We start from the raw sequence: 19,023 nt of genomic DNA on the forward strand, positions 1-19,023 counted from the left end.
CAACAGGAGGTTGGTGCTATGCGTATGTTCCGAAGTGTTCGGTCCAGAATTTACGGCGCGTTTGGCGCCTTAACAGTACTAATCATCGCTACTGGCGCAGCGGCAATTATGCTGATGTCAAATGCCGAACATTTATTTCATGAATACCGTGCGACAGCCCGAGAATCCCTGACCGTCGACGAGCATGCTGCAGACGTTTCTCTGCTGCGAATTGATTTCTTGAACTATTTGCTCAACCCAACGCCCGAATGGGCTGATGAGGTTCGCAAAGTCGCCACACGCATTGCAACGGCAAATGAGGAGACTGACCAGCTCTTCGAGCATGACCCACATGCGCTTGAGGTCACCAACCAGGTGCGCGTTCTCGCGGCGCAGTATCTGAACAATTTCGAAACGGTCGCCCGTGCCCAAGCCACCGGAGCAGACCCACGCAATCACGCGCTCACCTCCACGCTGACCGCTCTGGGCCCACCGATGTACGAGCTCTATCAGGGCCTGTCGTCGGAAACCCACACTCGGCAGAACGAACTTGGCCCGCGCATCTCTGAACAAGAAGCGCTGCAGCTGACCATCATCATGATTATTTCAGCTGTAGGTCTGGTCATTGGCCTAGCGCTGGCTATCATCACCGGCCGCTGGCTGAACGGTACATTCGCCAAGCTCACGGGCACCATGGGCAAGCTGACGGACGGCAATTACGATATTGCCATTGAAGGCACCCAAACCCAGAACGAATTGGGCGAAATGGCGCGTGCACTCGAAACCTTCCGCGTCAACGGCATCAATGTGCAGTTGGCCGAGGAAGAAAAACAGGTGCGCGCCGCTGAGATTGCAGCCCGTGCTGACATGATGGCGAACTTCCAGAGCGCCTTTGACGGCGTCATCGAAAAAGCCATTGCGGGTGATTTCAGCGCCCGCCTCGCCACCCGCTTTGGTGATCCTGAAATCGATCGCATCGCAGGCAATCTTGATGGCATGCTCGATAGTATCGAAGAAGCGCTCGACGAGGCAGATCGCGTGCTCAGCTCGATGGCACGAGCCGATCTGCGGGACCGCATGAGCGGGGATTATCGCGGGGCCTTCTCGCGCCTCAAGCAGAGTACAAACTCGGTTGCTGACAAGATCGAGTCCATTACATTGCAGCTGCGCGATACCTCCCGCTCGCTCAAGCGCGCCACTCGCGAAATTCTCGAAGGCGCGAACGATCTGTCTGAGCGCACGACCCGCCAGGCTGCGACCATTGAGGAGACCTCCGCCGCAATGGATCAGCTGGCCAATACCGTGACGCTGAATGCGACACGAGCCCGCGAAGCCAGTGACAGCGCCGAACGCATGAGTTCAATTGCAGAAGCCAGCAATGAAGTTATGGGCCAGGCCACCAATGCAATGGAGCGCATTTCCACCTCAGCTGCCAAAATCTCCAACATCATTGGCTTGATCGACGACATCGCCTTCCAGACCAACCTTCTAGCGCTCAACGCCTCGGTGGAAGCGGCGCGCGCTGGGGAGTCCGGCAAGGGCTTTGCGGTTGTGGCCGTGGAAGTGCGGCGTCTGGCACAAAGTGCGGCGCAAGCCTCGTCCGATGTTAAGGCCTTGATCGAACAGTCTGGCGACGAAGTGCGGAACGGCACCAAGCTCGTCAGTGATGTGGCAGGTCGTTTGACGGAAATTGTCGAAGGGGTCAGCTCTTCAGCGGCTCTGATGGGCAATATTGCGAGCGACAGCCAAGCTCAGGCTTCTGGAATTGGTGAAGTGAATATCGCTGTGCGTCAGATGGATGAAATGACCCAGCACAACGCGGCGCTCGTTGAAGAAATGAACGCTTCCATCGAGCAGACCGAGGGTCAAGCCAGCCGCGTGGATTCGATCGTTGAAACCTTCACGCTGCGCGATTCTGCGGCGATGGACTCGGCCAACGAAACCTCTTCCTCTGGTGCGACCGAAAAAGTATCCGGCGCACGGGGGCTGATTAAGAGCGTACAGAAAGCGGCTAAAACCTACTTCGGCGGGCAAGCTGCGACCGCCGAAGCGTGGAACGAGTTCTAGTCTTCGCAAAGAAACCAGTGAGGGCGCTAAAACAGCGTCCTCGCCAATCGGCTCCTCCCGAGTGTTTCTCCCGTTTCAGTACCAGCGCGCTGGTAATGGGCGGGAGAAATGCTTTTAGTAATCGGTGAGTTTACGGCTCGGATCGTAGACCTGTTCATCAACAATACGCGTGACAGCTTGGCCGCACCGCATTTTTTTCGTCACCTGATCATAAGCGTAAGTTGGACTACCATGTAATTGCCACCCTTCGGTCAATGCCTTTGTGACCTTGTGACAGAAAGAAGAGTCGTCCTCGCCCGTCAGAAAACGATAGATCTGCATAATTGCCCCCCATATACGGCTAAAGCCGGTGTTGATCTTGAAGGCTCTTACAGCTAATCGAGTGGTTATGCATAGCTTTCCTCAGCATCTTCTCGATGGCCACGCGAACTTCATGTCCGGGCGTTATACCCGGGAAAAGGAACGCATTCGCGGTCTAGCCGACCTTGGCCAAAACCCCACCACAATGATTATTGCCTGCTGCGACAGTCGCGCCGCGCCAGAAATGATTTTCGACTCTGGCCCGGGTGAAATGTTCGTGCTGCGCAACGTCGGCAATCTTGTGCCCACGTACCAACCAGACGGTGGGCAGCACGGCACCTCAGCCGGCATCGAATATGCCGTTAAGGCGCTCGGCGTCGCCAATATCGTCATCATGGGCCATGGGCGCTGCGGCGGCATGCAGGCGGCGCTCAACCCAGCGACGACCCCTCTGGATAGCGGCGACTTTATCGGCAAGTGGCTCGGCATGCTCGGCGATCTGCCAAGCCAGCTGGCTGGCGCGGATCTGTTGACCCAGTCTGAACGCCAGACGGCAATGGAGCGCATTTCGATACGCAACTCCATTCAGAACCTGCGCAGTTTCCCTTATGTGAGCCAGCTGGAAGCCGAAGGCAAACTGGCCGTACATGGCGCATGGTTTGATATTTCGACCGGGGAATTGTGGGTTATGAACCAGAACGGCGACTTCATCCGCCCCTTCCCATAATAAAACGCCCCCAACCCATCTTTATAAAAAGCAGGCAGGTCTTCCCGCCTGCTTTTTGCCTTTTATGGGCATTTGATCTGCCACGATCGTGATCAATTGATCGACAGAGACACTTCACTCTAGTTCAGATCTGTCACTTCAGACGATTATTTTCATTTAACGGCGGGGGATTATCCCGGCCTCAAAATGGTCCCGACATGGGTCCAGCCTCGCCCCATGAGGGCGCACAACTGGCCATATTACCCCGTCAGATTGTTTCTCGCGGGGCCATTCAGCGCCGCCAGTGCCCCAAAAAGGCATTGCATGAAAGCTATCAGCATGGAGAAACCCATGAAGAAGACATTGCTTACATCTGTTATCGCCCTTGGCCTGACTAGCGCTGCTTTTGCGCAGGTTGCAACGCCCACGGACTTCGCTTCTGTTGACACCGACGCGGACAGCGCAATTTCTATCGCTGAAGCACAAGTGGCTTGGCCAGACCTAACGCCTGAGGCATTCGCTGCGGCTGACACCGATGGCAATGGCGCACTCTCTGCCGAAGAATATGACGCCTTGCTGGCAGCAAGCGCACAATAATCGACCTGCCGTCGGCCGCCCTAACTGATTAGGGCGGCCGCAGCCATTCCTATTCAGATGGAGGACCCTCCATGCGCATTATCCTTAAGGCTCTTGCAGCGTTGACCCTTTCATCGAGCCTAAGCTTTGCCCAATCCCCACTGACCTTTCAGGCCGTCGATACCGATGGCAATGGGCGACTAAGCTTTGAAGAATTGCGCGTAGTCTGGCCCGATCTGAGCCAAGACGAATATGCGCGAGCGGACGCGGATGGATGGGGCGGGCTCACGCCAGAACAACTCAATGGCCTGCAACCCACGGCTTTACCGTCGCCAGCCATGATGCTTGACCCAGCGCCATCCGAGCCCATTGAGCCCGTTTTGGACTAAGCCACAGGGCGCCTTTTGGCCAAGGTCACCGCGAGGCCTGCAATGACAAACATCGCGCCCAAAATTTCAACACCCGTGATTGTTTCACCCAAGACCAGATAGGCCGAGACCAAGCCGGTGACAGGAACGAGCAGGGTGAATGGTGCCACCACTGAAGCGGGGTGACGCATCAGCAGCCACGCCCAGATAACGCCGCCCAGCATGGATGATGGATAGGCCAAAAATGCAATCAGGCCTGCGTCGCTCAAACTAAAGCTCGATATCGCCGTGGCGATCGCGGCTCCCCCTTCGGTGAGGAGCGACAAAGCCAGAAGGGGCAAGGGCGCAGCAAGCGAACCCCAAACGGTGAGCGATAGTGGATTGACCCGCCCAGCCATGCGCGTCAGCACATTGGCAACTCCCCAAGCCAAAGCCGCAAGAACAGTAAAGCTGAGCGGCAAAAGTTCAGTGCCGCTCAAACGCTCAGTGGCAATGACGGCAATGCCAAAAAACGCCACACCCGCCCCCATGATCTGAAACCGATTGGGTCGCTCTCCTAAAATCAGGAAGGCGATGATCATGGTAAAAAAGGCCTGCACCTGCAGCACCAGCGAAGACAGGCCCGCAGGCATGCCCCAGGCCATGGACAGGTTGAGGAAGGCATAGAGTGCAAAGCCAAATGCCAAGCCATAGGCAATGACCAACCACGCCGGGGCTTTAGGGGGCTTGATGAAAAAGACCGCCGGAATGGCGACGGCGAGAAAACGCAGCGCCGCCGCGAACAGTGGCGGCATCGCCTCAACGCTCAGTTTGATGACGACGAAGTTAAAGCCCCAGATCGCGACAACCACAAGAGCGAGCAAAACATGACGGATAGGCATTAGTTGGATCGCACGCGGTTAAGAAAACGAGGCCCAAACACATTGAGCAGAAGGCCCAAAAAGATCAGCAGACTGCCCCCAATCTCAAACCAGCTCATCTGCTCACCTAAAATGAAATAGGCCGCAACAAAGCCAACTATGGGCACCAGCAGGGTAAATGGCGCGACCATGCTGGCGGGATATTTACCCAGCAAAAACGCCCAACAGCCATAACCCAAAAGCGTCGAGCCATAGGCGATAAACAGCACCGAGCCGATAGCTTGCGGCGAAACGGCGAGAAGACCAGTTATGGCGCTCGGACCATCAAAGATCAGCGCCAAGACGACCATCGGCAAGGGCGGGATCAGCGCGCCCCAAACAACGAAGGCCAACATATCGATTTTGCCCGCCTGTTTGGTGACGATGTTGGAAACAGCCCACCAGAAGGCCGCGACAATGGTCAGCAGCAGCGGCCCCCAAATGGCGCCGCCCACATGTTCGGCCCCGATGACGCTCAAACCGATAAGCGCAAGTCCCGCGCCGGCCCACTGCACCCACGCCGGGCGATCGCGCAGAACCAGCACCGCCAGCGCTAGGGTGAAAAACACCTGCATTTGCATGACGAGACTGGCGAGCCCGGCGGGCATGCCTTCGCGCATGGCCAAGAATAGGAAACTGAACTGCAGCACCCCAACGCTAAAGCCATAAGCGGTGAGCAGGCCAAGGCTGACTTGGGGCCTTCGGATAAAAAAGACTGCCGGGAGCGCACACCCGATATAGCGCAGCGCAGTCAGCATATAGGGCGAGATTTCTTCGACGCCCCATTTGATGGCGATAAAATTGATGCCCCAAACCAGCACCACAATGAGCGCCAGAACCAGATCGCGCGGCTGCATTACACTGGTCCTTCACAGCAAAAAGGCGAGCATCACTGCCCGCCTTCTAGTCTTGTTCCGCGATTTTGCGAAGCGCCAATAGTGAGCGCTTGCATCACGAGATTACGCGCGGGGCTTGAGACCCTTGGCGATCAGCGTTTCCGCGATCTGAATGGTATTGAGCGCTGCGCCCTTACGCAGATTGTCTGAAACAACCCACATAGCCAAACCATTTTCGACGGTGACGTCTTCACGGATACGGCTGACATAGGTGTCGTAATCACCAACGGTTTCAACCGGGGTCGCGTAGCCGCCTGGTTCGCGCTTATCGAGCACGGTGATGCCATCAGCTTCACGCAGGATTTCGCGGGCTTCGTCAGCGGTAATCGGGTTTTCAAACTCGATATTGACCGATTCCGAGTGACCAACAAAAACCGGAACGCGCACGGCGGTGCAGGTGACCTTGATCTTGGGATCGAGGATCTTCTTGGTCTCTGCCAGAACCTTCCACTCTTCCTTGGTGTAGCCGTCTTCCATGAACACATCGATGTGCGGGATGACGTTGAAGGCGATCTGCTTGGGGAACTTGGCTGGGGTTGGGCTATCGTTGACGAAAATGCCCTTGGTCTGGTTCCACAGCTCGTCGACGCCTTCCTTGCCAGCGCCGGAAACGGACTGGTAGGTCGAGACAACAACGCGCTTGATCTTGGCGGCATCGTGGAGCGGCTTGAGGGCCACAACCAGCTGGGCGGTCGAGCAATTTGGGTTGGCGATGATGTTTTGACGCTTGTCGTCAGCCAGCCAACGCTCAAGGATCGCGCCGTTCACTTCAGGAACCACCAGCGGCACTTCGGCGTGGTAACGCCAATAGCTCGAGTTATCGATGACGATGGCGCCTGCCGCTGCGATCTTTGGACCCCAATCCTTGGAGATAGAGCCGCCAGCCGACATGATCGCAAAATCGACGGTCGAGAAATCGAAGTGCTGCAGATCGCGCACCTTCAAAATCTTGTCGCCATAGGACAATTCTTTGCCAATCGACTTTGACGATGCGAGAGCGAAAACTTCATCCGCCGGGAACTTGCGTTCGGCCAGAATGTTCAAAACTTCGCGGCCCACATTGCCCGTGGACCCGACGACTGCGACGCGATAACCCATTTTGGAACTCCGGTCCCTTACCATTCACCGCCCCCGCGCATCGTTTGATGCGGCCAGTGGTTTTCTGAGCCTCTCCCCGACGGGAGACGACCCGGGGAAAAGCTCTAAGCGGTTTTGGTGGTTTTAGTCATGGCAGTATCGCACTCGGCTTTTGGCCAAGTTTTTATTGCGATAGTGGCGATGGAGCCGAAGCTGCGCATGACGAACTCTAACTTCCTATTGAAGTGCAGGACTTGTCATACTCCACTGTAGGACAGAGTCAATGCGCTTGCTGAAACTCTCGGCCCCAGATACGCCTCGGATAGACGAAAGGACCACACATGGCCGACTACGATGTATTGATTATTGGCGCGGGCGCTGCAGGCATGATGGCTGGCATTGAAGCCGGCAAGCGTGGGCGCAAGGTGCTGGTGGTCGACCATGCCCGCGACCCCGGCGAGAAGATCCGCATTTCCGGTGGCGGACGTTGCAATTTCACCAATGTGAACGCCACTCACGTTCTGGGCCGCGAGCGCTTCCTGAGCCAAAATCCGCGCTTCGCGCTGTCGGCGCTGTCGCGTTACACTCCTGAAATGTTTATCGCGCGCGTGAAAAAGCAGGGCATCGCCTATCACGAAAAGACCCTCGGCCAGTTGTTCTGCGATGGCCCCGCCACGCAGATCATCACCATGCTGACCAATGATCTGCGCGCCGCTGGCGCAACGATCTGGACTGGCCGTTCCGTTGGTACCATTGAGAAAACCGACGAAGGCTTTGACGTTATGGTTGGCGATGGCCGCGTGACCGCGACAAGCCTAATCATTGCAACGGGTGGCAAATCCATTCCGAAAATGGGCGCGACCGGCTTTGCCTATGAGATTGCGCGCCAGTTCGGCCTTAAGGTCACCAACACCCGCCCGGCCCTCGTGCCGCTCACTTTTGAGCCCGGCGCGCTGGAAATGCTGAAGCCTTTGGCTGGCGTTTCGACCAATGCCATTGTCTCGCACGGCAAGACCAAGTTTGAAGAAGCGCTGCTGATCACCCACCGCGGCCTTTCCGGCCCAGCAATTCTGCAGATCTCGTCCTATTGGCGCGAAGGTGATGCGATCTCGGTTGATCTTCTGGCGGGCGAAGACGCACTTGAATTCCTCAAGTCAGCCCGCAAGGCTACGCCGAAACTGCATATCCAGACCGCGCTGGGTGACCGCCTGCCAAAGCGCTTGGCGCAGCTGATCGGTGAAGTCATCAACCAGCCCGGCATGATCGGCGATTTCTCGGACAAGAAACTCGCGACCGCTGCCGAAGTGATCAACAAGTGGACCCTAAAACCAGTTGGCTCAGAAGGTTATCGCACAGCGGAAGTCACTTTGGGTGGCATCGACACCACTGACCTCGACGCGAAAACGCTGATGGCGCGCGATGTGCCCGGCTTGTTCTTTGTCGGCGAGGCGGTAGACGTCACCGGCTGGTTGGGCGGCTATAACTTCCAGTGGGCTTGGGCCTCTGGCTATTCCGCGGGCCAAGCGGCCTAAATGATAAAGCCCGGGGCGACCCGGGCTTTTTTTATATCTGCTGTGTCGCGCTGGGCTTAGAATTTATAGCCGAAGCGAACACCCATATTGGTCAGACCGCGATTGCCATCGCAAAGGTTCGCATTGGACGCGTGTTCGACCGTCGCCATGATCGACGCGTTCGTGTTGAGCATCACGCCCAAGCTGGCCGACTCGCGGAACACAAATGAACAGCCAAGGTCGCGCGCAGGGGCAACAGCCTGTCCATTGGTTGAGCCATTGTGGACCGCACCACCAAAACTGAGCTCGGCGAAGATGGGTGTGTCAAATAGCGGCACAGTCCAGCTGACGCCAGCATAGGCCATAGATTCGAGCCCGGCGTAATTGATGGTGGCGCCAAGATGAGGGCGCAGCTCACCAAGAGTGACCCACTCTGTCAGACCGGGGGTGTCGAACAAAAGCTCGACATTGAGGTCCTGCATGCGGGAGACGTTGAAGACGCCGAACAGCGCGCCTGGCTCGTCAGCACTGTGAGCAAACACGCCGCCGCGCACTTCAGACAGTCCAAAATCCTGCGCCAACACTGGTGTTGAAACCACGCCAGCCACAACGGCAGCGGCGGCAAGAATACGCTTCATGGAATCTATCCTCATACAGAGATGGGAATTACTGCGTGAATGAAGGCTTAGCCGCAAGCTCATTTCAGCCACACTGGACAAGGAAGCGACTCCCCTGACTCTATTTTTCACCTGAAGGGTTGATTTTTCCCAGCTTCATCGTGATCTAACGATGAAACGAAATTGTACTAAGGTTGAGCCATGTCTGCGCCCTTCGCTCTGTCGCTTCAGGATCTGGCCCCCATCGCTCAGGGCTCAACCACGCCACAAGCGATGGCTGAAACCATCAAACTAGCGCAGGCGGCCGATGGGCTAGGATACACACGCCTCTGGTATGCCGAGCACCACGGCATGCCGTCCATTGCATCCTCTGTTCCCGAAATTCTGATCGGCAGCGCTGCTGCGGCGACCAAGAATATTCGCGTTGGCTCCGGAGGCGTCATGCTTCTCAACCACGCGCCGCTCCGTATCGCCGAAGCTTATCGCACCCTTGAAGCTCTGCATCCGGGCCGCATTGACCTTGGTATTGGCCGCGCGCCAGGGGGCGACGGATATGCCATGCGCGCGCTACGCAGTGGTGGCGGTGAAGAGTTTTCAAATTATCTCGCCGAGCTGATGGCGTTTGACGACGACAGTTTTCCAGCTGACCACCCCTTCTCACGTGTTCCGGTCTCCCCAGGCGGCATCAAACTGCCACCGAAGTGGCTGCTCGGCTCATCGGGCGCATCGGCGCAAGCGGCGGGACAGGTCGGCTTTGGTTATGCATTTGCTGCGCACTTCAGCCACACCCCGGCTGCGCCCGCTTTTGCCGCCTATCGCAATGCCTTTGTGCCTAGCGCAGAGTTTCCAGAGCCCAAAACCCTGCTGTGTCTATCGGTCATCTGCGCGCCGACCGACGAAGAAGCAAAATACCTCTCCACCTCGCAGGCGGTAAATTGGGCGCGTTTCCTCACGGGGGAACAGCGTCAACTGACCTCTCCAGAAGAGGCCTCGGCCTACAAGCTGACCGCGCAACAACACTCGATCATTGAGCATCAATCCGCTCTTTGGATGGTCGGCAGCCCCGAGCGCATGGCAGAAGAAATTTCCGCCAAAGCGAAGGCGGCGGGCGCTGATGAAGTGATGGTGACCACAACCATCCACTCCTATGATCTGCGCCGCCGCTCCTACAAACTGCTGGCCGAAGCGCTGGGCATTCAGGCCCGCGCTTAGTGCACGGTATTTCGGGGCACTAGAGCGTAATCGCCAGACGGCTCGACCCTCAATGCCAATTGCTGGCGGTCGAGTTCGGCAAGCCACGCCGTCCACGAGCACGGTGTGGTTTGCCCATCGAGCGCTTCCTCATCGCCGTAGCGCACGAATTTAAGGCGGAGCTGAGCCTTTTCAGCCCCGTCTCGATCGCGTGTCAAAGCGATCGCCGGACACCCGTGCTGCTCAAGCACCCAGGCTCGGATGTCGTGGTGCGCAGTTAAGAAATGACTGTTGAACATATTTTCGCTCCTCCCGGTGTTCTGCGTGTCGAACGAGTGGTCTGTGCAAGAGTTCCTAGAAGCGCAATCACACTGGCTTGAGCCGGACGCAGCCCTTAAGATGCCGCTATAGCAATGGCAGGGGCGCAGGCATGACCGACACAGTTCTTCTCACGGGCGTTTCTGGCTTTCTCGGCGGGCATGTCGCCAAGGCCCTGCTCGACGCGGGCTTTACCGTGCGCGGCAGTGTGCGCGATCTGAAAAAGGCCGATGCCGTTCGAACCACTCTGGCCAAAGCCAAGTGTGATGTCTCCCGACTAAGCTTTGTGTGTTTGGATCTGACCAACGACGATGGCTGGGACGCAGCGATGGACGGCGTGCGCTATCTGCAGCACACAGCGTCGCCCTTCGTGCTTAATATGCCCAAAGACAAGAGCGAGCTTGTTGGCCCGGCGGTTGCTGGTACCGAGCGTGCAATTACGGCAGCGCTCAAGGCGGGTGTCGAACGCATCGTGCTCACCTCTTCTATGGCCGCGATGGCCTATGGCCACGACAAATCCCGCACCAAGCCCTTTGGACCAGAAGATTGGACCAATCTCGATGGCCGACCGCAAAACGCCTATATCGAGAGCAAGACCCGCGCCGAGCGCCGCGCTTGGGAGCTGGTGAAGGCTGCAGGCCAGATGGAACGGCTCGCCGTGATCAATCCCAGCGTTATTCTCGGCCCTCTTCTTGACGATGATGTCGGCACCTCGGGCCTGCTGATCAAACGCCTGATGGATGGCTCCGTGCCGGCCGCTCCGCGTATTCCCATTACCTGCATCGATGCGCGCGATGTGGCCGAGGCCCATGTCAAAGCGATGACCACGCCAAGCGCTGGCGGGCAGCGTTTTCCTATGGGGGACGGCACGCTGCTCTTTCTTGACACGGCAAAGATTCTCAAGGCCGCCTACCCCAGCTATCGCATTCCGCGCTTTGAAATCCCGGACTGGCTGGTACGGTTCTATGCGCGTTTCGATCAGCAAGTGCGGGATAATGTTGGGGAGTTGGGGTACCCTAAGCCGCTCGATTCAAAGGCCGCGATTGCTCTGCTTGGCCATGATTTCATTCCCGCCAAGCAAGCTGTGCTGGCCACAGCGAAAAGCCTTGTTGAACGGAAACTCGTGTAAGCATCCGCAGAGCGCGGGATAGCGTCCACGCCAGTTATTCGATCGGAGCCCCTCAGTTACATCCGATCATTCTTGGAGGATGCGACCGAACCGTCGTTGGGACGCTCAGGCTGGCCGTTGTCGAAAGCGCGTTAGCGAAGTCTTAGAAAATTCCGCGCCACGGTGACAGGTATTGATTGTGGATAGAGCGCTTTACAACGCCCGCATAAAAAAGAACTAAGTTACACTGATATACCACAATATTGGCAAAGGGATAATGGTGGACAGTCGTATTTGCTTGGCCACGATCGTGGCCTCAACACTGGCATTTTCCAGTCCCTCCATCGCAGCAGAATTTGCCAGCGAAACGGCGTATCTGAACCAGCGGGCACAGGCGACAGAAACCATGTCAGGCGCTCAGGCGCTTGGTCTTATGCGCGCGGTAGAATTGGTTGTCAGCGATCAGGTCAACGGTTCGTGCTGGACCAATCAGAGTGAGGTTTTTCACGCGCTGCGTTCGGAATTGGTCATGGCAGGGGTCACTGTCTACACCGAACCCCTCGCCAGCTATGATGCGCTGAGCCCCATTTTGCGGCTCTCGACCATCGGTTATCAGGCTGCGGGCGGCGCGTGCATCGGTCATATGACCTTGGAAACCATCATCCGCTCGAACAGCGAATTGGGCAGCCTCACCCACACTCAAAAAGTCTTCAATATTGCTGCCGAGGCGCGACTTTGGAGCGTCTCGACAATCTTCTCGGGCAAAAATCTCAACGCCACTATTGTCGAAACGGCTCGCCGCTGGGCCGATCGCCTTGCCAATGACATTCGCATTGCCCGCAATGACCCGTCTGTGCAGCGCTTCAACGCAGTTTGGCCCAAGGCCGCACCGCGCACCCGCGCAGAAACCGGGAAGTAAGCGCCAAAGCCATTGGCAGTTTGGCCGGTTTATGCTCGAAGGAACGGGCCATTCAGTCGCCTAAAATGCTGCCGAATGGACGTGTTCGGCAGTGGGGTTTTGAGCGATGTCAGAGGCAGGTGCGGTGTGGTTTGAGCGTCGGGAAGCAACGGACGCCCAAACGGACGATATTCGCCTGCCAGAAGAGATCGACTACGCCCGCGTCGTGCATTCCGCTTCCTTCCGGCGATTGCAGGGCAAGACCCAGGTCCTCGGGCTCGGTGATGGCGATTTTTATCGCACCCGCCTGACCCACAGCCTGGAAGTGGCGCAGATCGCGGGCGGCATTACACGGCAACTGGCGCACACCTATGCGAACGGCCCGCGCAGCCAACACCTGCCAAGCCTGATAGCCATTCAAGCCATTAGCGCCTTGCATGATCTGGGGCACCCGCCTTTTGGCCACGGCGGCGAAGTCGCACTCAACTATTGCATGCGCGATCACGGCGGCTTTGAGGGCAATGGCCAGACCCTGCGCATCATCGGGCGCCTAGAAGAGTTTTCTCATGGCGCAGGTTCAAACCTCACGCGGCGCACCATGTTGGGTATTTTAAAATACCCCGTCGCCTATTCGACCGCCGCCAATCCCGAATTAAAGCCCGCGCTTAACCAAGGCCTATCCACGCTACAACTGATCGATCGTCAGCGCTCGAAGCCCCCCAAGGCCTATCTCGATAGCGAGGTCGATATAGTCGGTTGGTTGATCGATCCGCTCTCTCCAGCGGAACGCGATGCCTTCACCAGTGCCCGCGCCAAGCCTGGCAAACATGCCGAAGCCCTGCACAAATCCTTCGATTGTTCGATCATGGACGTGGCCGACGATATTTCCTTTGGCGTCCATGATTTCGAAGACGCACTCAAACTGCGCCTCATCAGCGAAGAGGCTTTTTTGGCGAGTGTCACCGAAGACAAATGTGCCAGCATTTTGGAAGCACTGACCGCTCGCTACCCGGAAGAGTTCGGCACCAATCCATACGCGACCTTCGTGGCGGGCCTCTTTGGTCGCTCAACTTTGAGTCTCAAACGCTGGATCGGACGTATCATCCACCATCTCATGGCGCGGATCGAAATCGTCGAACACGCTGAGTTTGACGACCCTATCGTCAAATACCGCGCGGAATTGCCTGCTCCAGACCGCGCCTTTGTCCGTGCTTTGAAGGATGTTGTCTATCACAACGTCATCCGCTCTCCCTCAGTGCAGCAGATGGAGTTTAAGGGACAGCAGATGGTGGTGTCGGTGTTTGAAGCGGTCTCATCCGAGCCGCAGGCCTTTTTGCCGCCAGACGTGCTGAAGCGCTGGCAGGACGCGGACGAAAACCCACGGATCATTTGCGACTATATCGCCAGCATGACCGACGGCACGCTGATGAAAACCTATGAACGCCTTTTCACCCCAAGAATGGGCTCAGTGTTCGATCTGGTTTAGGCCTCTTCCATCCGTCCAGCAGCGCGTTCAAAACCCTGAGCGATCGCCTCGCGCATAGCGGCGCGGGCGAGAACCGGATCACGATCCCGAATGGCTTCAGCGATACGGCGATGGACCCCCACCGTAATCGCGAGCGCATCGGGCTCGTTGACCGGCGAGGAAATGGTAAAGGCCGCTGTCAGCGCCATTTCAACCAGTGCCGAGATCGACGCCATAAAGGGATTGCCCGAGGCGGCGGCAACGGCTTTGTGGAATTCGAGATCGCAGCGGGCAAACTCGACCGGCTCGGTGGCGGCAGCCATTTTATCGACCCAAGCGATTAGCTCAGCGGCCGCTTCCGGATCGGCGTGTTCCGCCGCCAAGGCTGCGGCCTCAATTTCGATACCGATTCGCACTTCAGCGAGACTTCTGAGGAAGCCCACCTCTGGCCCCAGTTCAAAGAACCAGGCCAGGACATCGCCATCAAAAAGGTTCCAACGGTTGCGCGGCAGGACGCGGGTGCCGATACGGGCACGTGCTTCGATCATACCCTTGGCGGCAAGAGTTTTGAGCGCCTCACGCAGAACAGTACGGGACACAGAGAAGCGTTCGAGCAATTCCGCGTCGGAAGGCAGGATCGTTCCTTCGGCATATTCGCCCGACACGATGCCCAAGCCGAGGCTCCAGAGCACATCCGAGTGCAGATTTCGCGCCAGATTTCGCCCGGATAGCGTTGCAATCAGATCCCCTGAATGCCGCGTCTTCCCGCCTGACCGATCCATGCACATGCTCCTCAAATCTTCGCGCGCACCATAGGCGCAGTAAGATAACAAGAATAGACCCACAGAGGCTGGACATGATGAAGCGCCCCGCGCCATGGTGTCCAAACGCGTTGCCCATACACCAAGGACCTCAGTTCATGACCAGCAAAGAAACGATCGACAAAGTTCTCAGTGAAGTCGATCACGGGCTCCAAAACAGCTTGGACCGGCTCTTTGACCTTCTGCGGATCAAGTCGATCTCGACCGATCCGGCATATGCCGCAGAATGCCAAAAAGCTGCCGACTGGATCACCAATGAGCTGACCGACCTCGGCTTTGATGCCGCCGCCCGCCCAACGCCGGGCCATCCGGTGGTTGTTGCCCACGGCCCAGAACAGCCTGGTACGCACGTGCTGTTCTACGCGCACTATGACGTTCAGCCCGTCGACCCGATCTCGCTCTGGGACACCGATCCGTTCAATCCGCAGATCAAGGAAAAAGACGGCCGCAAGATCATCGTCGCCCGTGGTGCGTCCGACGATAAGGGCCAGATGCTGACCTTTATCGAGGCCTGCCGCGCTTGGAAGGCGGCAACGGGCGCGCTGCCTGTTCGCGTCTCGCTAATGCTGGAAGGCGAAGAAGAAAGCGGCGGCAAGAACCTGCCTCCGTTCATGAAAGCCAATGCCGAAGAGCTGAAGGCCGACATCGCGCTCGTCTGTGACACCGATATGTGGGACCGCACGACCCCGTCGATCACCACCATGTTGCGTGGTCTGGTGGGCGAAGAAATCATCGTCACCGCCGCCGACAAGGACCTGCACTCGGGCATGTTCGGCAATGCTGCCGCCAACCCCAATCAGGTGGTTGCCAATATTGTCGCGGGCCTTCGCGCCGCCGATGGCTCCTGCACCCTGCCCGGCTTTTACGACGATGTTGCCGAGCTTTCCGATGAACTTAAGGCGCAATGGGCAGGCCTCGGCTTTGACGAAAAGGCCTTCCTCGGCGCCGTCGACCTGCACACCCCTGCGGGCGAAAAGAACCGCTCCGTTCTTGAACAGCTCTGGGCCCGCCCAACCTGCGAAATCAACGGCATGATCGGTGGCTATACCGGCGATGGCTTTAAGACCGTCATCCCAGCCAAGGCTAGCGCCAAGATTTCCTTCCGCCTCGTCTCCGGCATGGACCCGAAGAAAATCCGCGCCGCTTTCCGCGCCTATGTTCAGTCGATGCTGCCACCAGATTGCTCGGTCGAATTTATCGAGCACGGCGGTTCGCCAGCTATGACCGTTCCGGCTGATGGTGCACTGCTCCGTCAGGCACTCGCCGGCCTTACCGACGAATGGAACAAGCAGGCTGTCATTACTGGTTCGGGCGGTTCAATCCCGGTCGTGGGCGAATTTAAGAAGATCCTCGGCCTCGACACCCTCCTCATTGGCTTTGCCCATATCGACGATCAGATTCACTCGCCTAACGAGAAGTACGATCTCGAAAGCTACCATCGCGGCATCCGCTCATGGGTGCGCGTGCTTGGTGCACTGGCGCAGTAAGAAAAGAAAAGGTCCCGATTTCGGGGCCTTTTTTATTGCGCTTATTTTAGGAGATCCGGGCGCCGCGCCTTGGTCAGCTCGAGCGATTGCTCGGCCCGCCACTTGGCAATTTTCTTATGATCCCCCGAGGTCAAAACCGCCGGGATTTCTCGATCCTCAAACACCTGTGGACGGGTGTAGTGGGGATATTCGAGCATGCCGTTCTCAAAGCTTTCCTCGTCGCGACTATCCAGCGCTCCGAGCACACCGGGGATCAAGCGCACCACAGCTTCGAGCAGCACCATGGCCGCCACTTCACCACCGGCGAGGACATAATCTCCGATGGAAATTTCTTCGAGCTGACGCGCATCGATAACGCGCTGATCCACGCCCTCAAAACGTCCGCAGACAATCACCACGCCCGGCCCCACCGCAAGCTCATGCGCGCGTTGCTGGGTGAGCGGCTTGCCGCGTGGGGACATCAGAATACGCGGACGCGGATCGCTTGCCGGCGCTACGGCATCAATTGCTGTCGCTAAAATATCGGGTTTGAGCACCATGCCGGCGCCACCGCCAGACGGCGTATCGTCAACAGTGCGATGGCGGTCCGTGGCAAAATCTCGCAAATTCGTAGCGTTCAGCTGCCAATGGCCATCGGCCATGCCACGCCCCAGAACCGAAGCGCCCAAGGTGCCGGGGAACAGATCGGGGAATAGGGTGATAATATCTGCCGAAAAACTCACGCTGGCTCTTCCTCGCCCGGATCAGCGTCCAATGGCGGCGAAATCACCAAATAGCCGCCCTTGATATCGATCTGGGGCACCACCGCCTTGGTGAAGGGATAAAGGAATGTGTCGCCATAGCGCGGGTCGCGCACTTCAATCAAATCCCCAGCGCCGAAATTGGGCAGAGCCGAGACTTCACCGATCGACACGCCGTTTTCCAAGCGCGCATCGAGGCCAATGAGATCGGTATGATAGAAATCATCCTCGTCATCGGTCTCTGGCAAGCGCTCGCGATCAACGAACAGCGAAACGCCATTGAGCAGTTCGGCCGCATTACGATCAGCCACGCCCTTCAAGCGCGCCACCAGTACGGTCTTGCTGAGACGCGCCTTTTCAATGGTGATCACGAGCCCCGGACGATCTGTATCGAGCGGACCGTAGCTGCCAATTGCCTCTGGGTCTTCCGTGTGCGAAATAATCCGCACTTCGCCTTTAATGCCGTGGGCAGCACCAATCTTACCCAAGAGGATGCGGTTGGAGTTCTGAGCCATCTCGCGCCTTTGTATTCTATCCGTTGCCGCTCATATCAGGCTTCACGCACTGGGCAAAAGAGCTGGTTCAGTCTTTCGGGACCAATTCGATCACATCAAAGGTAGATTCGTAGAGTGGCAGCGGTAATTCCATCCGATACCGCGGCGAAGTGGCCGAAATCTGGAACACACAGCCCACCTGATTGCGCTCAGCATCGTCGCCGAAGAAGATCGGCTCAGGCTCGTTCTGATAGTTAAGCGCACCTTTGTAGAATACGGAGCCGCTGTCATTGCTGTGCAGTGTCCCGAGAAAACGCTGAGAGCCGGTAAACTTTTCAATCGCGGTGCTCATCTCCGAAACAACACACTCGAAATAGGGGTAGATGCTGACGGGCGTGATCCCACCCAATTTGATGACGCGGCATTGGTAGGCACCCATAGGAATTTCATTGAAGGGCAATGTTTTAGCCCACACTACATCCGTGAGAATTTTGCTCTCAGCCTTGGTGGCGCCAGCCATGGCTTCTTTTAATCCGCGCGTTCGGGCGGTCTCGAAACTGTCAATCCGCTGTACATCTGCGGCCCGTAGCTCAACATATGCAGGAACAGTGCAGCTGTCAGCGCTCGCTGACCCAGTCAGGGCCAGAAATGAGAGACACGCCCCCGATAGCTCTAAACCCAAACGTGGCATCGACTGGCCTCCTCAACAGGCGTCGGAACTTTGCATGGTAAAAATGTATTCTCAACTCATCCAGTAAGGAGAGCATGATGAGCAAAATTCTCACCGACCGTGAAGACATCCGCGAGTGGACAATTGCGCGGGCCGGAAATCCGGTGCTGATGGAAGTGCCTGATGGCCTGGACAGCCGCACCATTTTACAGCTCGCCTTTGGCCAAGAGGCCATGAACGCCAATGGTGACCAGGGGCCTGACCGCGTTGGCGGCTTTCAACTGGTGAGTTGGGAAGAGTGGTTCACCGCACTCGACGAGAACAATCTCGCACTGCGCGTGTCGGATGATCCGTCGGGCGGCAATGAAGCTGAATTTGAGTTCGTCAACAAAGACGAGATTTGAGCTTAGAGCTCTTCGGCGTCGGCCTGCGCTTCAAGCGCTTCCATGTCCTCATCGGAGAAGCCGAAGTGATGGCCCAGTTCATGGATCAACACATGGGTAACGATCTCACCCAAGGTGTTGTCATCATGCTCGGCCCAATAATCGAGAATGGCGCGACGATAGAGAAAAACGGAATTGGGTGCTTGCCCAGTTTGCGGCACTGCCCCGTCTTCGGTGAGACCAATGCCTTGGAATAGGCCCATCAATTCAAACGGGCTGTCCATGCCAAAGCCTTCAAGCACGTCGTCTTCGGCAAATTCGGCCACCTGACAGGTGACATCCGCCGCAAGGCTCTTGAAGGGTTCGGGAAGAGTGGCGAGCGCTTGGCTCGCCAATGCTTCAATGTCATCCAATGTCGGGGCGAACCGCCCCGACCAATCGGCGGCACTCAA

22 protein-coding genes are annotated in these 19,023 nt (G+C 57.3%); 11 read left to right on the forward strand and 11 right to left on the reverse strand.

Annotated features, from left to right (window positions below; all coding sequences use genetic code 11):
* Nucleotides 1-18 precede the first annotated feature (18 nt).
* Nucleotides 19-2,046 (forward strand): methyl-accepting chemotaxis protein, encoded by a 2,028-nt coding sequence (locus tag HKD40_RS14680; protein WP_248306086.1) that lies wholly within the window; start codon nt 19-21, stop codon nt 2,044-2,046.
* 114 nt (nt 2,047-2,160) lie between these two features.
* Here HKD40_RS14680 and HKD40_RS14685 read toward each other — a convergent pair whose 3' ends face one another.
* Nucleotides 2,161-2,367: a DUF1737 domain-containing protein gene (locus tag HKD40_RS14685; RefSeq protein ID WP_169196538.1), complete on the reverse strand. Its 207-nt coding sequence runs from the start codon at nt 2,365-2,367 to the stop codon at nt 2,161-2,163.
* A gap of 67 nt (nt 2,368-2,434) precedes the next feature.
* Here HKD40_RS14685 and HKD40_RS14690 point away from each other — a divergent pair, with 67 nt between their 5' ends.
* From HKD40_RS14690 to HKD40_RS14700, 3 genes are all read left to right on the forward strand, one after another.
* Nucleotides 2,435-3,073, forward strand: a complete 639-nt coding sequence (locus HKD40_RS14690; protein WP_169196539.1) for a carbonic anhydrase — start codon at nt 2,435-2,437, stop codon at nt 3,071-3,073.
* Nucleotides 3,074-3,403: 330 nt separating this feature from the next.
* Nucleotides 3,404-3,649, forward strand: coding sequence for a hypothetical protein (locus HKD40_RS14695; protein ID WP_169196540.1), 246 nt, complete (start codon nt 3,404-3,406; stop codon nt 3,647-3,649).
* 71 nt (nt 3,650-3,720) lie between these two features.
* The gene (locus HKD40_RS14700) at nt 3,721-4,017 is read left to right on the forward strand and encodes a hypothetical protein (protein ID WP_169196541.1); all 297 of its coding nucleotides are present in this window, start codon (nt 3,721-3,723) and stop codon (nt 4,015-4,017) included.
* Here HKD40_RS14700 and HKD40_RS14705 read toward each other — a convergent pair.
* The 3 genes from HKD40_RS14705 to HKD40_RS14715 all read right to left on the reverse strand — a co-directional run bounded on the left by HKD40_RS14705 (nt 4,014) and on the right by HKD40_RS14715 (nt 6,889).
* Nucleotides 4,014-4,877 (reverse strand): EamA family transporter, encoded by an 864-nt coding sequence (locus HKD40_RS14705; RefSeq protein ID WP_169196542.1) that lies wholly within the window; start codon nt 4,875-4,877, stop codon nt 4,014-4,016. The genes HKD40_RS14700 and HKD40_RS14705 overlap by 4 nt on opposite strands.
* A complete protein-coding gene (locus HKD40_RS14710; RefSeq protein ID WP_169196543.1) occupies nt 4,877-5,752 on the reverse strand; it encodes an EamA family transporter in 876 nt (291 codons plus the stop codon). Before HKD40_RS14710 ends, HKD40_RS14705 begins: the two co-directional genes overlap by 1 nt.
* Nucleotides 5,753-5,854: 102 nt before the next feature.
* Nucleotides 5,855-6,889, reverse strand: coding sequence for an aspartate-semialdehyde dehydrogenase (locus HKD40_RS14715; protein ID WP_169196544.1), 1,035 nt, complete (start codon nt 6,887-6,889; stop codon nt 5,855-5,857).
* 320 nt (nt 6,890-7,209) lie between these two features.
* On the opposite strand from HKD40_RS14715, the gene HKD40_RS14720 reads away from it, so the two are divergent.
* The gene (locus tag HKD40_RS14720) at nt 7,210-8,400 is read left to right on the forward strand and encodes an NAD(P)/FAD-dependent oxidoreductase (protein ID WP_169196545.1); all 1,191 of its coding nucleotides are present in this window, start codon (nt 7,210-7,212) and stop codon (nt 8,398-8,400) included.
* Between the two features lie 56 nt (nt 8,401-8,456).
* Here HKD40_RS14720 and HKD40_RS14725 read toward each other — a convergent pair whose 3' ends face one another.
* The gene (locus HKD40_RS14725) at nt 8,457-9,017 is read right to left on the reverse strand and encodes an acyloxyacyl hydrolase (protein ID WP_169196546.1); all 561 of its coding nucleotides are present in this window, start codon (nt 9,015-9,017) and stop codon (nt 8,457-8,459) included.
* Between the two features lie 180 nt (nt 9,018-9,197).
* On the opposite strand from HKD40_RS14725, the gene HKD40_RS14730 reads away from it, so the two are divergent.
* Nucleotides 9,198-10,208 carry an LLM class flavin-dependent oxidoreductase gene (locus HKD40_RS14730; protein WP_169196547.1) on the forward strand — a complete coding sequence of 337 codons (1,011 nt, stop codon included), beginning with the start codon at nt 9,198-9,200 and terminating at the stop codon, nt 10,206-10,208.
* On the opposite strand, the gene HKD40_RS14735 is transcribed toward HKD40_RS14730, so the two are convergent.
* Nucleotides 10,205-10,486: a hypothetical protein gene (locus tag HKD40_RS14735; RefSeq protein ID WP_169196548.1), complete on the reverse strand. Its 282-nt coding sequence runs from the start codon at nt 10,484-10,486 to the stop codon at nt 10,205-10,207. The genes HKD40_RS14730 and HKD40_RS14735 overlap by 4 nt on opposite strands.
* 131 nt (nt 10,487-10,617) lie before the next feature.
* On the opposite strand from HKD40_RS14735, the gene HKD40_RS14740 reads away from it, so the two are divergent.
* The 3 genes from HKD40_RS14740 to HKD40_RS14750 all read left to right on the forward strand — a co-directional run bounded on the left by HKD40_RS14740 (nt 10,618) and on the right by HKD40_RS14750 (nt 13,997).
* On the forward strand, nt 10,618-11,634 hold the full coding sequence (locus HKD40_RS14740) for an NAD-dependent epimerase/dehydratase family protein (protein ID WP_169196549.1): 1,017 nt from the start codon (nt 10,618-10,620) through the stop codon (nt 11,632-11,634).
* A 277-nt stretch (nt 11,635-11,911) separates the two neighbouring features.
* Nucleotides 11,912-12,532 (forward strand): hypothetical protein, encoded by a 621-nt coding sequence (locus HKD40_RS14745; protein ID WP_169196550.1) that lies wholly within the window; start codon nt 11,912-11,914, stop codon nt 12,530-12,532.
* A 106-nt stretch (nt 12,533-12,638) separates the two neighbouring features.
* Nucleotides 12,639-13,997: an anti-phage deoxyguanosine triphosphatase gene (locus HKD40_RS14750; RefSeq protein WP_169196551.1), complete on the forward strand. Its 1,359-nt coding sequence runs from the start codon at nt 12,639-12,641 to the stop codon at nt 13,995-13,997.
* Here the strand turns inward: HKD40_RS14750 and HKD40_RS14755 are convergent.
* A complete protein-coding gene (locus HKD40_RS14755) occupies nt 13,994-14,758 on the reverse strand; it encodes a FadR/GntR family transcriptional regulator (RefSeq protein WP_169196552.1) in 765 nt (254 codons plus the stop codon). The two genes, HKD40_RS14750 and HKD40_RS14755, sit on opposite strands and share 4 nt — an antisense overlap.
* Before the next feature lie 137 nt (nt 14,759-14,895).
* Here HKD40_RS14755 and HKD40_RS14760 point away from each other — a divergent pair, with 137 nt between their 5' ends.
* On the forward strand, nt 14,896-16,284 hold the full coding sequence (locus HKD40_RS14760; RefSeq protein ID WP_169196553.1) for a M20/M25/M40 family metallo-hydrolase: 1,389 nt from the start codon (nt 14,896-14,898) through the stop codon (nt 16,282-16,284).
* Between the two features lie 41 nt (nt 16,285-16,325).
* On the opposite strand, the gene trmD is transcribed toward HKD40_RS14760, so the two are convergent.
* The 3 genes from trmD to HKD40_RS14775 all read right to left on the reverse strand — a co-directional run bounded on the left by trmD (nt 16,326) and on the right by HKD40_RS14775 (nt 18,209).
* The gene (gene trmD, locus HKD40_RS14765) at nt 16,326-17,006 is read right to left on the reverse strand and encodes a tRNA (guanosine(37)-N1)-methyltransferase TrmD (protein ID WP_169196554.1); all 681 of its coding nucleotides are present in this window, start codon (nt 17,004-17,006) and stop codon (nt 16,326-16,328) included.
* Entirely contained in the window at nt 17,003-17,539 is a 537-nt protein-coding gene (gene rimM, locus HKD40_RS14770) for a ribosome maturation factor RimM (protein ID WP_169196555.1), read from the reverse strand. Before rimM ends, trmD begins: the two co-directional genes overlap by 4 nt.
* A gap of 67 nt (nt 17,540-17,606) precedes the next feature.
* Nucleotides 17,607-18,209, reverse strand: a complete 603-nt coding sequence (locus HKD40_RS14775; RefSeq protein WP_169196556.1) for a DUF4893 domain-containing protein — start codon at nt 18,207-18,209, stop codon at nt 17,607-17,609.
* A 77-nt stretch (nt 18,210-18,286) separates the two neighbouring features.
* On the opposite strand from HKD40_RS14775, the gene HKD40_RS14780 reads away from it, so the two are divergent.
* The gene (locus tag HKD40_RS14780) at nt 18,287-18,592 is read left to right on the forward strand and encodes a hypothetical protein (RefSeq protein ID WP_169196557.1); all 306 of its coding nucleotides are present in this window, start codon (nt 18,287-18,289) and stop codon (nt 18,590-18,592) included.
* Nucleotides 18,593-18,594: 2 nt separating this feature from the next.
* Here HKD40_RS14780 and HKD40_RS14785 read toward each other — a convergent pair whose 3' ends face one another.
* Complete coding sequence (locus tag HKD40_RS14785; protein WP_169196558.1) at nt 18,595-19,023, reverse strand: metallopeptidase family protein; 429 nt, start codon at nt 19,021-19,023, stop codon at nt 18,595-18,597.

The organism is Devosia sp. MC1541, from assembly GCF_012847305.1.
Classification (GTDB): domain Bacteria; phylum Pseudomonadota; class Alphaproteobacteria; order Rhizobiales; family Devosiaceae; genus Devosia.